At 49.5% G+C, this 12,845-nt stretch carries 11 protein-coding genes; 3 read left to right on the top strand and 8 right to left on the bottom strand.

Annotation, left to right across the window (positions count from 1 at the left end):
• Positions 1–60 precede the first annotated feature (60 nt).
• The 3 genes from topB to ydjA form a co-directional block, all read right to left on the bottom strand.
• Complete coding sequence (gene topB / locus EAS44_RS11920) at positions 61–2,016, bottom strand: DNA topoisomerase III (RefSeq protein ID WP_001332112.1); 1,956 nt, start codon at positions 2,014–2,016, stop codon at positions 61–63.
• Positions 2,017–2,020: 4 nt separating this feature from the next.
• A complete protein-coding gene (gene selD, locus EAS44_RS11915; RefSeq protein ID WP_001350663.1) occupies positions 2,021–3,064 on the bottom strand; it encodes a selenide, water dikinase SelD in 1,044 nt (347 codons plus the stop codon).
• A gap of 116 nt (positions 3,065–3,180) precedes the next feature.
• Entirely contained in the window at positions 3,181–3,732 is a 552-nt protein-coding gene (gene ydjA / locus EAS44_RS11910) for an NAD(P)H nitroreductase (RefSeq protein WP_000339292.1), read from the bottom strand.
• A 160-nt stretch (positions 3,733–3,892) separates the two neighbouring features.
• Between ydjA and sppA the strand changes: the two genes are divergently transcribed.
• From sppA to pncA, 3 genes are all read left to right on the top strand, one after another.
• Entirely contained in the window at positions 3,893–5,749 is a 1,857-nt protein-coding gene (sppA, locus tag EAS44_RS11905; RefSeq protein WP_001259843.1) for a signal peptide peptidase SppA, read from the top strand.
• 166 nt (positions 5,750–5,915) lie between these two features.
• Positions 5,916–6,932 carry an asparaginase gene (gene ansA, locus EAS44_RS11900; RefSeq protein ID WP_001170153.1) on the top strand — a complete coding sequence of 339 codons (1,017 nt, stop codon included), beginning with the start codon at positions 5,916–5,918 and terminating at the stop codon, positions 6,930–6,932.
• Positions 6,933–6,942: 10 nt separating this feature from the next.
• The gene (pncA, locus tag EAS44_RS11895; RefSeq protein WP_001135068.1) at positions 6,943–7,584 is read left to right on the top strand and encodes a bifunctional nicotinamidase/pyrazinamidase; all 642 of its coding nucleotides are present in this window, start codon (positions 6,943–6,945) and stop codon (positions 7,582–7,584) included.
• 92 nt (positions 7,585–7,676) lie between these two features.
• Here the strand turns inward: pncA and ydjE are convergent, their stop codons facing one another.
• From ydjE to ydjI, 5 genes are all read right to left on the bottom strand, one after another.
• The gene (gene ydjE / locus EAS44_RS11890) at positions 7,677–9,035 is read right to left on the bottom strand and encodes an MFS transporter (protein ID WP_001313906.1); all 1,359 of its coding nucleotides are present in this window, start codon (positions 9,033–9,035) and stop codon (positions 7,677–7,679) included.
• A 117-nt stretch (positions 9,036–9,152) separates the two neighbouring features.
• Positions 9,153–9,911, bottom strand: a complete 759-nt coding sequence (ydjF, locus tag EAS44_RS11885; RefSeq protein WP_000719088.1) for a DeoR/GlpR family DNA-binding transcription regulator — start codon at positions 9,909–9,911, stop codon at positions 9,153–9,155.
• A 137-nt stretch (positions 9,912–10,048) separates the two neighbouring features.
• Positions 10,049–11,029, bottom strand: a complete 981-nt coding sequence (ydjG, locus tag EAS44_RS11880) for an NADH-dependent methylglyoxal reductase (protein ID WP_000723732.1) — start codon at positions 11,027–11,029, stop codon at positions 10,049–10,051.
• Between the two features lie 9 nt (positions 11,030–11,038).
• Positions 11,039–11,986, bottom strand: a complete 948-nt coding sequence (gene ydjH / locus EAS44_RS11875) for a sugar kinase (RefSeq protein ID WP_001298227.1) — start codon at positions 11,984–11,986, stop codon at positions 11,039–11,041.
• A gap of 4 nt (positions 11,987–11,990) precedes the next feature.
• Positions 11,991–12,827, bottom strand: a complete 837-nt coding sequence (gene ydjI / locus EAS44_RS11870) for a ketose-bisphosphate aldolase (RefSeq protein WP_000878877.1) — start codon at positions 12,825–12,827, stop codon at positions 11,991–11,993.
• Positions 12,828–12,845 lie beyond the last annotated feature (18 nt).

Genomic DNA, 12,845 nt, shown 5'->3' with positions numbered 1-12,845 from the left:
ACAGCGCAAACGCCTTATCCGGCCATAAAAATCTTCAGTATCAGATGGTTGAAAGAACCTTTATGTTATCACTCCATTGCCCGCCTCTTCTGATGGCGGGCTTTTTTTCGGCGCTCTCTTGCGTGGCGAATCCTTTTTCTTCCCTTCTCTACCGCCGGGAGCCATTATTCCCCGAAACTGCCTTACCGACGTGCGCTTTGCCTGATCAATCAACTGGTACAATGTCCCCACCAGCGGCTGCATAAAGTCCTGATAGCGACACTGCTTTTCGCTGATTTGCGTCAGCACCGATTCCCAGTGCGCGGTCATGTCCGGTCGCGTCGCCATTTCTGGCAGCGAATGGAATAGCGCTTTTCCGGCGTCGGTGGAGTGGATATAGCGCCCTTTTTTGGTCAGGAAACCCCGCTTGAACAACAATTCAATAATCCCGGCACGCGTTGCTTCTGTCCCCAGACCATCGGTCGCACGAAGGATCTTTTTCAGATCTTTGTCCTGCACAAAGCGTGCGATCCCGGTCATCGCCGAAAGCAGTGTTGCATCGGTAAAATGGCGTGGCGGCTGGGTTTGCCGCTCTACCACTTCGCCTTTTTCGCACAACAATTCATCGCCTTTCGCCACCACAGGCAGCGGCGTGCCGTCGTTTTCTTCATCGCGCTCTTTGCTGCCTAACAGCGTGCGCCAGCCTGCTTCAGCAAGAAAACGGGCTTTAGCGACAAATTTGCCTTTGGCAATGTCCAGTTCGATAACACACTTGCGGAACACCGCATCCGGGCAGAACTGCATCAAGTACTGACGGGCAATCAGGTTATAGACCTTCGCTTCGTTCTCCGTCAGGTTGATCGCAGAACTCCGTGCGGTCGGAATGATGGCGTGGTGCGCATCGACCTTTTTGTCATCCCAACAGCGGTTGCGTATATCTGGATCTACCACTGGCTGCGGCAACAGATCCGGTGCATGAACGCTGATAGCATTCATCACCGCGTGGCGTCCGGCAAAATGTTCTTCTGGCAAATAGCGGCAATCGGAACGCGGATAAGTGATTAGCTTGTGCGTTTCGTACAGCTTCTGGCAGATATCAAGCACGTTCTGCGCGCTCAGACCAAAACGTTTAGCCGCTTCAATCTGCAACGCCGAAAGCGAAAAAGGCAGCGGCGCGGATTCTGATTCCCGTTTATCGTTATAGCTGGTGACAATAGCTGGTTGACCACTAATGCGGTTAACCACATGCTCCGCCAGTGGACGATGTAACAAGCGCCCTTCTTCATCCTGGTACGGTTCACACGCTTCGCTCGGTTGCCAGATAGCGGTAAACCGCTCATCGGCAGGTGTCACGATATGTGCTTTGACTTCAAAGAAGTCTTTCGCCACGAAGTTTTCAATCTCTTCGTCGCGGCGCACCACCAGTCCGAGTACGGGCGTCTGCACGCGTCCCACGGAAAGCACGCCCTGATAACCGGCATTGCGACCGAGAATGGTATACGCACGGGTCATATTAATGCCGTACAGCCAGTCAGCCCGCGCCCGCGCCAGTGCAGAAACGCACAGCGGTACAAACTCGCTATTGGAGCGAAGACGATCGATCGCCCGCTCAACCGCCTGCGGGTTCAGGTCGTTTATCAAACAACGCTGTATCTGCTGGCGCTTTTCCGGTGCCAGTTGCAGGTAGTCCAGCACTTCATCCACCAGCAGTTGCCCTTCGCGATCCGGGTCTCCGGCGTGAACGATTTCGCTGGCTTCATGCAGGAAGCGTTTGATGACATTAAGTTGTTTAGTCACGGAGGGTCGGGGCTGTAATTGCCACTTTTCCGGGACAATCGGCAAATCCGCAAGATTCCAGCGCGCATAGCGGCTGTCGTAGGCGTCTGGCTGCGCCTGCTCAAGCAGGTGACCGATACACCAGGTCACCACCTGACCATTACCGCATTCGATAAAGCCATCGCCTTTCCGGTGCGGTTTAGGCAGGACATCAGCAATGGCGCGCGCCAGACTCGGTTTTTCGGCAATAAACAACCGCATCGACTTAACGAATCTCAACCATGGCACGACCACCACGGGCGGAAACAAGTTCACCAATAGCCGACAGTTCAATACCAAACTCAGCGGCAGTGGCTTTCACTTCGTCTTCAGCTTCAGGAGTAACAGCCAGCAGCAGACCGCCAGAAGTTTGCGGATCGCACAGTAGATCGCGCACTTCACGCGGCATTTCACCCATCAGATGACCATAGCTGGCAAAGTTGCGTTCGGTGCCGCCAGGTACTGCGCCCAGCTTAATATACTCTTCAACACCCGGCAGTTTCGGGATCGCCTCATAATCGACGCGCGCCTGCACACCAGCACCCTGACACATTTCGCTCAAATGGCCCAGCAGACCAAAACCAGTAACGTCGGTCATCGCTTTTACGCCTTCGATATTGGCAAAGGACGCGCCTGCAATATTCATCCGGCACATCACTTCCGTCGCCAGTCCCTGATGTTCCGGTTTCAGCAGCGATTTTTTCTCGGCTGTGGTGAGAACGCCTATCCCCAGCGGTTTCGTCAGGAACAGTTTGCATCCGGCTTGTGCAGTACTGTTTTTCTTCACCCTCTCGGTCGGTACGATCCCCGTCACCGCCAGACCAAAAATCGGTTCCGGTGCATCGATGGAGTGACCGCCAGCCAGCGCTATACCCGCCTGACGGCATGCATAGCGTCCACCCTCGGTCACTTCGCGGGCAATTTCCGGGGAAAGTTTGTTGATCGGCCAGCCGAGGATCGCAATCGCCATAATCGGTTTGCCACCCATCGCAAAGATATCGCTGATGGCGTTAGTCGCCGCAATGCGGCCAAAATCGAAAGGATTATCAACGATCGGCATAAAGAAGTCGGTGGTGCTGATGACACTGGTGCCATTGCCCAGATCGTACACCGCCGCATCATCGCGGGTTTCATTACCCACAAGCAAATTCGGATCAACAAACTTCGCCTGCTCACTGTGCAGGATGGTTTCCAACACTTTTGGGGAAATTTTACAGCCGCAACCAGCGCCGTGGCTGTATTGGGTCAAACGAATCGAGTTCTCGCTCATGGACATCTCCTGTCAATGCAATCCGGGTATGGTAACCCTCATTCCATGAAGTGATAAGTGAGAGTGTCTGAATTCCTGCGCCTTTGCTCACAATCCAGACAGTTTCGCGACAATTATCAGAAATAAGTCACAAACGGCGTCGGGTCCGGGACGTTTATCGACGTAGATGCTTTCAACTGCGGCGTACCGAGGTAGAGAAAACCGACAATTTTATCCTGCTCACGGCAACCGAATGCTTCACGCACTACCGGACTTTCAGTTAATGCACCACTGCGCCAGATGCCGCCAAACCCCTGGGCAACTGCTGCCATTTGCATCGCCATGACCGCGCATCCCGCAGACATTTCCTGTTCCCAGCGCGGGACTTTATGATTTTCTTCGCATTTCGCCACCACCGTTATGATGAGCGGTGCGCGGAACGGCGCATTACGCGCTTTGTCGATTGCTTTGTTATCACTACCGGCAGCAATCGCCCCCTGCTCCAGTACAGCGCTGAAACGCTCGCGCCCTTCCCCTTCAATCACAAAGAAATGCCACGGTTGCATGGACTTATGGTCCGGCGCACGCATACCCGCACGCAGGATGTTTTGCAGTTGTTCACCCGTTGGCGCGGGTTCAGCCAGGCGGGAGGCGCTACGGCGATTGATCAATAGTTCGAGTGCATCCATTTGATTAACTCCTGTCATGATATTTATTCACAAAATTAACACGAGAGTGGATTTTGTTACAGCCCAGTCCGCAATTCCTGCTGACAAGTGCCGGTTGGGTCATTACGATAACCACATCTATTGCGCCTGAAACAGGTGTGACCTTAAGTTGGGAGAATACATGCGAACCCTTTGGCGATTTATTGCCGGATTTTTTAAATGGACGTGGCGTCTGCTGAATTTCGTCCGTGAAATGGTACTTAACCTGTTCTTTATTTTTCTCGTGCTGGTTGGTGTGGGGATCTGGATGCAGGTCAGTGGTGGTGATTCGAAAGAAACGGCCAGTCGTGGCGCACTGCTGCTGGACATTTCTGGTGTGATCGTCGATAAACCCGACAGTTCTCAGCGGTTTAGTAAATTAAGCCGCCAGCTGCTTGGTGCCAGTTCCGATCGTCTGCAGGAAAACTCACTGTTTGATATCGTCAACACCATTCGCCAGGCGAAGGACGACCGCAATATCACCGGTATTGTGATGGATCTGAAAAACTTCGCAGGCGGCGACCAGCCGTCTATGCAGTACATCGGCAAAGCTCTGAAAGAGTTTCGTGATAGCGGGAAACCGGTTTATGCCGTTGGCGAGAACTACAGCCAGGGGCAATATTATCTCGCCAGTTTCGCCAATAAAATTTGGCTGTCTCCGCAAGGCGTGGTTGATCTGCACGGCTTTGCCACCAACGGTCTGTACTACAAATCGTTACTGGATAAGCTGAAAGTTTCCACCCATGTGTTCCGCGTGGGTACGTATAAATCTGCCGTTGAACCGTTTATTCGTGATGATATGTCGCCGGCAGCCCGCGAAACTGACAGCCGCTGGATTGGTGAGCTGTGGCAAAACTATCTGAATACTGTTGCCGCTAACCGCCAGATCCCTGCTCAGCAGGTATTCCCTGGCGCGCAAGGGTTGCTTGAGGGTTTAACCAAAACCGGTGGCGATACCGCGAAATATGCGCTGGAAAACAAGCTGGTCGATGCACTGGCATCGAGTGCCGAAATCGAAAAAACTCTGACCAAAGAGTTCGGCTGGAGTAAAACTGATAAAAATTATCGCGCCATCAGTTATTACGATTACGCATTGAAAACGCCGGCAGATACCGGTGACAGTATCGGTGTCGTCTTCGCTAATGGCGCAATTATGGATGGCGAGGAAACTCAGGGGAATGTTGGCGGTGATACCACTGCGGCACAAATCCGCGACGCTCGCCTTGACCCGAAAGTGAAAGCGATTGTTCTGCGTGTTAATAGTCCCGGCGGCAGCGTTACCGCGTCTGAAGTGATTCGCGCTGAACTGGCAGCAGCCCGGGCAGCGGGTAAGCCTGTGGTTGTATCGATGGGCGGCATGGCGGCATCTGGTGGTTACTGGATTTCCACACCAGCTAATTACATTGTGGCTAACCCCAGCACCCTGACCGGTTCTATCGGTATCTTCGGCGTGATCACCACCGTAGAAAATAGTCTGGATTCGATTGGTGTTCATACTGATGGTGTCTCAACTTCACCGCTGGCAGATGTTTCTATCACCAGGGCACTGCCGCCGGAAGCGCAGCAGATGATGCAGTTAAGCATTGAGAATGGCTATAAACGCTTTATCACGCTGGTTGCTGATGCGCGTCATTCAACGCCGGAGCAGATTGATAAAATCGCCCAGGGTCACGTCTGGACCGGTCAGGATGCAAAAGCTAACGGGCTGGTCGATAGTCTCGGGGATTTCGATGATGCGGTCGCCAAAGCAGCAGAGCTGGCAAAAGTGAAACAGTGGCATCTGGAATACTACGTTGATGAACCGACCTTCTTCGACAAAGTGATGGACAACATGTCTGGTTCTGTCCGGGCAATGTTGCCAGATGCGTTCCAGGCCATGTTACCTGCACCGCTGGCCTCGGTAGCCTCTACCGTTAAAAGTGAAAGCGACAAGCTGGCCGCGTTTAACGACCCACAAAACCGTTATGCGTTTTGCCTGACCTGCGCCAACGTGCGTTAAGTCTTGTACTAAGTGGCCGACAGATCGTCGGCCACATTACTTTTTACGTCGACGAATCCTCTTCCCGCTGTCTCGCCACATATTTCCTTATCCTCATAGTATCAGGTGCGCTCCCCCTGCCTCACGTATATACTTTTGCTCTTTCGATATCATTCATATCAATATCATGCAAAAGAAATCAATTTACGTCGCCTACACGGGCGGGACCATCGGGATGCAGCGTTCCGAGCAGGGTTATATTCCGGTGTCAGGTCATCTACAGCGCCAACTGGCGCTGATGCCGGAATTCCATCGCCCGGAGATGCCAGATTTCACCATTCATGAATATACGCCATTGATGGATTCTTCTGATATGACGCCAGAAGACTGGCAGCATATTGCTGAAGATATTAAAGCGCACTATGACGATTATGATGGTTTTGTCATTCTGCACGGTACAGACACGATGGCGTATACCGCCTCTGCACTGTCGTTCATGCTCGAGAATCTCGGTAAACCGGTCATTGTGACAGGGTCACAAATCCCGCTGGCTGAGTTACGCTCTGACGGACAAATTAATCTGCTGAATGCGTTGTACGTTGCGGCGAATTATCCTATCAACGAAGTAACTCTCTTTTTTAATAATCGACTGTATCGTGGCAACAGAACCACCAAAGCCCATGCCGATGGTTTTGATGCGTTTGCCTCTCCAAACCTTCCTCCGTTACTGGAAGCAGGTATCCATATTCGCCGTTTGAATACGCCACCCGCCCCGCACGGTGAAGGGGCATTGATCGTTCATCCAATCACGCCGCAACCAATTGGCGTAGTAACGATTTATCCGGGGATTTCTGCTGACGTCGTGCGCAATTTTCTGCGCCAACCTGTGAAAGCATTGATTCTGCGCTCATATGGCGTGGGTAATGCGCCACAAAACAAAGCCTTCCTGCAGGAATTACAAGAAGCCAGCGATCGCGGTATTGTGGTGGTCAACCTGACACAATGTATGTCCGGTAAAGTGAACATGGGTGGTTATGCCACTGGTAACGCCCTCGCCCATGCCGGCGTTATTGGCGGTGCAGATATGACTGTAGAAGCCACGCTAACCAAACTGCATTACCTGCTTAGCCAGGAACTTGATACTGAAACCATTCGCAAGGCCATGAGCCAAAACCTGCGTGGCGAACTGACGCCGGATGATTAAGGAGACTGCAATGCCCCCTCGCGCCCTGTTACTGGTCGATTTACAAAATGATTTCTGTGCTGGTGGCGCGCTCGCCGTGCCGGAAGGTGACAGTACGGTGGATGTCGCTAACCGCCTGATTGACTGGTGCCAGTCGCGCGGTGAAGCGGTTATCGCCAGTCAGGACTGGCACCCGGCGAATCACGGCAGTTTTGCCAGTCAGCACGGTGTAGAGCCTTATACGCCGGGCCAACTCGACGGTTTGCCACAAACCTTCTGGCCCGATCACTGTGTGCAGAACAGTGAAGGCGCACAATTACATCCGTTACTGAAGCAAAAAGCGATCGCAGCGGTGTTCCATAAAGGCGAAAATCCTTTAGTTGACAGTTACAGTGCCTTTTTTGATAACGGCCGTCGGCAGAAAACTGCGCTCGATGACTGGTTGCGCGCTCATGTAATCAATGAATTGATCGTTATGGGTCTGGCTACTGACTATTGCGTTAAGTTTACCGTGCTGGACGCGTTACAGTTAGGTTATAAGGTGAACGTGATTACCGATGGTTGTCGTGGCGTGAATATCCAGCCACAGGACAGTGCGCACGCGTTTATGGAGATGTCAGCAGCTGGGGCAACGCTATATACGCTGGCAGACTGGGAAGAAACGCAGGAGTAATTTTACGCTGGCCTACAATTCTGTACTGGCATTGTAGGCCAGATAAAACACATCAGTGATACATCTGGTAATTGACGCCATCAACGAAAGATTTAATTCACCTCAGAAATCTCTTCCAGCGACACCTTCCGCGTTTCGATGCCAAAAATGGAGAGAACCAGCGCACAGAGCACTAACATGACACCAAGCACCATAAACACCGTGATCGACCCATAATGTGTTAATAATGCCGCAACGCCATAGGGCGTGAAGACTGCGACGATCCGTCCGACGGCATTAACGAAACCCGAACCACGCAGGCGTAAATGCGTTGGCCAAAGTTCCGGGATATAAACCGCCGACGCGAAGCACACATACATGTATAAAAAGAAGATCATCACCAGGCCATAGATTAAAATCGCCCACTCTGTAGTCTGAATTGAATAGATATAGCCTAACACAGCAATAATAATAAGTAAGGCAGAGCCAAATAATCGACGAGGAAAATGATCAATAATTAATGCCGCAATAAATATCCCTACCGGAGCGCCAATCATAATAACAGCGGTCATTAATATTGATTTATCAACATCAATGCCGGAGTTAACAAATATGGTCGGTATCCATACGGTGATGGTATAAAGCGAAATGTTCATTGCAATTAAAACAGTAATCGCGACTAATGTACGTCGTAACATTTCCCCTTTAAACAGCAGCCAGAAGGTACCCTTGATTACCTTAACCTTGCTGTTGCTCTGGTTCAAAGTAAGCGGGGGTAAACGAATCCTCTTCTCTCTTTCAATTTGCTGCTCTACTTCACGAAGTTGGCTTTCTGCACCTGCGATTTGCCCTTTCCCTGCCAGCCATCGTGGCGACTCAATAAAGTATTTACCTGAGAGAAACCAGGCTAACAGTATGCCAATACCGCCCAGCAGAAACATTATCCGCCAACTAAAAAAAGCGATAACCACCACGCCTATCGCCGCAGACAGCATGGGCGACCAGTTACCAACAAATGAGAGCCGCGCGGACCATTTTCCACGCACCGTCGCGGGGATAAACTCCGTAAATGAGGCATAGCCAACCATAATCAGCGCCCCCATTCCTGTTCCCATCAGGAAGCGAAAGAAGATGAGCCAGTACATATCAGGGACAAAAGCGGCCCCTGTTGCCGCAATACCGACGATGAGAAGATTTATGCGAAACGCCCTGCGCCGCCCAAAGTAGTCACCAATAAACCCACCGGTAAGAGAGCCGATGAAATAACCAAACATTAATGCCGAGGTAAAGGCGGCATTGAGGAAATTATTTGACCATCCATTGCTTACCAGCTTTGCTAAGACGACATTACCGGAGTAACTCAAAAACCCCGTTAATAACAGACTAAAGCTTATTATACCAAATATACGATAATGAAACCGGGCCAAAGGCAAGCGGTCCAGTCTTGCGCCAATTTGATCATATTGTTCCATTGGGTGCCTCGGATTTGCTAAAAAAGGTAGCAATTGCGGCAAATTCACTTGCCGCATCTTTATCATCATTTTATTTCCAGGCGCAGGAACAAATAATATTGACAATGTGTGCTTAAATTACCACACCAGCTGGATATTATTGTCTTTGCAAAATGCTATCCACTCTGCACCCGGTGATTTATCAGTTATTATGTAATTAATATGACTAAAGTCAGCTAACTGGACAAAAGCTTTGCGATCAAACTTAGAGTGATCAACCAATAACGCAACTTCTGTCGCCTGACGGATCATTGTCTTTTTGATTTCAGCTTCCGCTTCATTAGAGTCCAGCGCGCCGCTGTTAATATCAAGACCTTTACAACTCATTACCATGATATCGACATGGTAGCGGCTGATGATCTCTTTAGTAATTCTTCCTTGCAGTGAAAGTGTATTTTTGTTTAGTTCCCCACCCGTTGAAACGACTTTAATTTCTGACTGAGCCAGAACATGAATCGCTTCCGCCGAGTTGGTTAGCAACGTCAGGTCACTACGGTCCTGTAACAATTTGAGCAATTCCATTACGGTACTACTGGAATCGGCTGCCATGGTGGTTTTATTGTCGATAAAGGGGAGTGCCTTGCGTGCAATAAGCTGCTTCTCTTCATAAAACGATGAAGCGCGCTTATAAAAATGGATATTCTCCGTCAACATCGCTGTATTTAAAACAGCACCACCATAGGTTCTGGTCAAAAAGCCTTCATCTTCCAACTTCTCAAGATCGCGGCGAATGGTTTCTTCGGTTACCTGAAAAATCCCACTCAAATTTGAGACTGTCACCTTTTTATCGTTGGCAACCATTTGCTTAATTGCCTGAATCCTGTCTTTTGCCGCCACGATTACACCCCTGTATCTTTATTACATCACATTAGCGCAATTATCGCATAACCGATGTTTACTTTCAAAATAACCTGTTTGAATCACAGATTTTCATCACAGTTTTCACAGAAACAGAGGTGAATCGTGTTGAGTATTTAACGCTCCAGGGCCTCTGCCATTTCCCTCATCAATGTTGCGTCTGCATCCGATAAGTTGATATTCAGTGCCGCGACATTTTCACGTACCTGTTCCGGCGCAGTAGCCCCACTAAGAATGGAGATTAAATCACTCTGTTTTAATATCCACGCCAGTGCCAGAGTGGGAATTGTGCACTGATAACGAGCACAGAGTGGCTGCCACTGTTCAAGCATATCAATCACTTTCAGCATGTTTTCACGCTGGAACCAGACTTTATTTGCCCGAGCGCCGCCCGGAACGTAATCACGCGTGATGGTCCCGGTCAACAATCCCTGCTCTAGCGGAGAGTAGACCTGTACCACAATGCCATTATCACGACATAGCGGCAGCAGTTCGTTTTCCATTGCCCGGTCGAGGATACTGTATTTCGCCTGAATAATATCCAGTTCACCATGTTGCAGATACTCGCGGATATGGTCAGCATCGACGTTAGCAGCGCCTATAGCGCGAATTTTCCCTTCGGCCTTTAACGCATTAAGCACTGCGACAGTTTCAGCTATCGGCGTAAAAAATGGCGGCACCGACTGCCAGTGCGTCATGTAGATATCGATGTAATCAATACCCAGACGTTGCAAGCTGGCTTTTACCTCTTCGCGGATAGATTCCGGAGAAAGGTTTTTATACAACTGCCGATCGCCAACTTTGTTGAATAAACTCCCTTTTCGTTCCCAGACAATGCCGCATTTGGTTTCTACTACAACCTGTTCACGGGGCAGTTTTTTTAACGCCTGACCAACGATAACTTCACTATTGCCAAAGTTATATCCTGGCGCAGTATCAATCAGGTTAATGCCGCAACGATGGGCTTCAAGAATCGTATCAATGCATATTTGTCGATCGAGATCGCCATTCCATGCAGGACCGCCGCCAATGGCCCATGTCCCCAACCCCATTCGCGAAAGCGTTATATCCGTTGTGCCTAAAGGTATCTTTTTCATTTGCCTTCATTATCCTTCGTATTCTTCCAGCAATTGTTCGACCAGCTTTCTGTTTTTTACACCGGTGGTGGCGCCGATGCTTAGAACCGAGATAGCCGCCGTTGCATTGGCAAAGCGTGCGCATTCACGCAGATTTTTACCTTCTAACAGTGCTGCAATAAAACCTGAAGCAAAGTTATCGCCCGCACCAATGGTGTCGATGGCGGTTATTCCTGCGACCGCCGGCACCTTCATCGTCATGTCACCACGCTTGATAAAGCAGCCGTCTTTACCCGTTTTAATCACCACCGTTTTTACGCCGCACGCAAGAAAGCAGTCAGCAATTTCATCCAGTGTCTCTTTCCCGGTGAGTAATTTTGCCTCGGCAAAATTAGGAAACAGATAATCGACATAACTCAATGCTTCGCAAATATCATTCAGCGTTTCATTCAACCGCGGTTTGATCATATCGGCACAGATAATCATCTGCCGGGCTTTAGCTTGCGTAAAAATTTCTGTTAGCGCTCTACCATCCAATAGAGGACTGTTGAAAATACTGGCCAGTGATAATAATTTCGCCTGAGAAAACCGCGCAAAATCAACATCGTCAATATTCAATTTCCACAGACTGCCGTTACGGTTTGTGACAAAGGTCCGCTCGCCATCCTCCGTCACCAGTCCAACGTTAATAGAGGTATCTATGCTGACGTCCTGCTTCAGGCTTTGAATATCAATATTCTCTTTGCGGCAATGGTCGAGAATAAATTGCCCTGCGGCATCTTTACCAATACGACTCATTAATGCTGTGCGATGGCCCAGACGAGAAATAATTGTTGCTTCATTTATTGCATCCCCCCCGGTGGTCATTGCGATTCTTTCAAGAGGATAAGAATCCACATCAAAGATATTTTTACTGACCGGTTGCAATGGAATATCAACAATAGCGGCACCTATACAAATAACGTCGAGATTATCCATATTATTATTCCGCTTTGCCATCAGAACCGAACAGTTTAATTTTATCCAATGCCCGTTCTTTTATAGCTTTACGCACTTCACGTTCTAAATGCAGGAAAGGCTGATCCTGGTTTTCTTTCACTGCTACCATTGCGGCCTGACAGAGCTCCGTATGAATGTTGATTTTCGCAATACCCAACGAAATTGCAGTTTTAATGTCGGCATCACTGATCCCTGATGCGCCATGCAAAACCAGCGGAACAGAAACAGCATCGCGTACGCGTTTGACGACCTCAAAGTTCAATTGTGGCTCTGACGTATAAACCCCATGCTGGTTGCCGATGGCGACAGCCAATGAGTCACAGCCCGTACGTTCAACAAATTCAGCCGCCTGGTCAGGATCGGTATAGTGATAGCCTGCCAGCGCTTCCTCATAAACGGTTTCATTACCGACATGCCCTAATTCCGCCTCTACCGGAATACCCAGCGGATGGAAGAAATCAACAGCCTCTTTGGTTAAACGAATATTTTCTTCGAAATCAAATGCAGAAGCATCACGCATTAATGAATTCATACCATGAGTCCAGGCGTTATGAATAATCTCCATACTCCGACCATGATCCCAATGAGTTATTACCGGCACCGTTGCTTTTTGTGCCATTGATACCATCATATGAGAGAAATCTTCAAATGAGGTGTTGCCGACAAAACCTGTGCCAAAAGAAATAATAATCGGTGATTTCGCTTCTTCGGCTGCGTCGATAACGCCCATCAACATTTCTGCATTCCATACGTTAAAATGGGCAATTGCATAATGTTTATTTGTGGCATCGTTTTCCCAATATCTGATATCTGCGAGCATGTTCTGTTCTCCCGTATT

The sequence above is a fragment of the Escherichia coli DSM 30083 = JCM 1649 = ATCC 11775 genome (genome assembly GCF_003697165.2).
Classification (GTDB): Bacteria; Pseudomonadota; Gammaproteobacteria; order Enterobacterales; family Enterobacteriaceae; genus Escherichia; species Escherichia coli.
Note: the sequence above shows the minus strand (reverse complement) of the source record. Positions and strands in the feature narration are given on the sequence as shown.

Bases quoted from the DNA above. Each gene is read 5' to 3' on its own strand.
- topB (WP_001332112.1), bottom strand. From the start codon at position 2,016: ATGCGGTTGTTTATTGCCGAAAAACCGAGTCTGGCGCGCGCCATTGCT.
- selD (WP_001350663.1), bottom strand. From the start codon at position 3,064: ATGAGCGAGAACTCGATTCGTTTGACCCAATACAGCCACGGCGCTGGT.
- ydjA (WP_000339292.1), bottom strand. From the start codon at position 3,732: ATGGATGCACTCGAACTATTGATCAATCGCCGTAGCGCCTCCCGCCTG.
- sppA (WP_001259843.1), top strand. From the start codon at position 3,893: ATGCGAACCCTTTGGCGATTTATTGCCGGATTTTTTAAATGGACGTGG.
- ansA (WP_001170153.1), top strand. From the start codon at position 5,916: ATGCAAAAGAAATCAATTTACGTCGCCTACACGGGCGGGACCATCGGG.
- pncA (WP_001135068.1), top strand. From the start codon at position 6,943: ATGCCCCCTCGCGCCCTGTTACTGGTCGATTTACAAAATGATTTCTGT.
- ydjE (WP_001313906.1), bottom strand. From the start codon at position 9,035: ATGGAACAATATGATCAAATTGGCGCAAGACTGGACCGCTTGCCTTTG.
- ydjG (WP_000723732.1), bottom strand. From the start codon at position 11,029: ATGAAAAAGATACCTTTAGGCACAACGGATATAACGCTTTCGCGAATG.
- ydjH (WP_001298227.1), bottom strand. From the start codon at position 11,986: ATGGATAATCTCGACGTTATTTGTATAGGTGCCGCTATTGTTGATATT.
- ydjI (WP_000878877.1), bottom strand. From the start codon at position 12,827: ATGCTCGCAGATATCAGATATTGGGAAAACGATGCCACAAATAAACAT.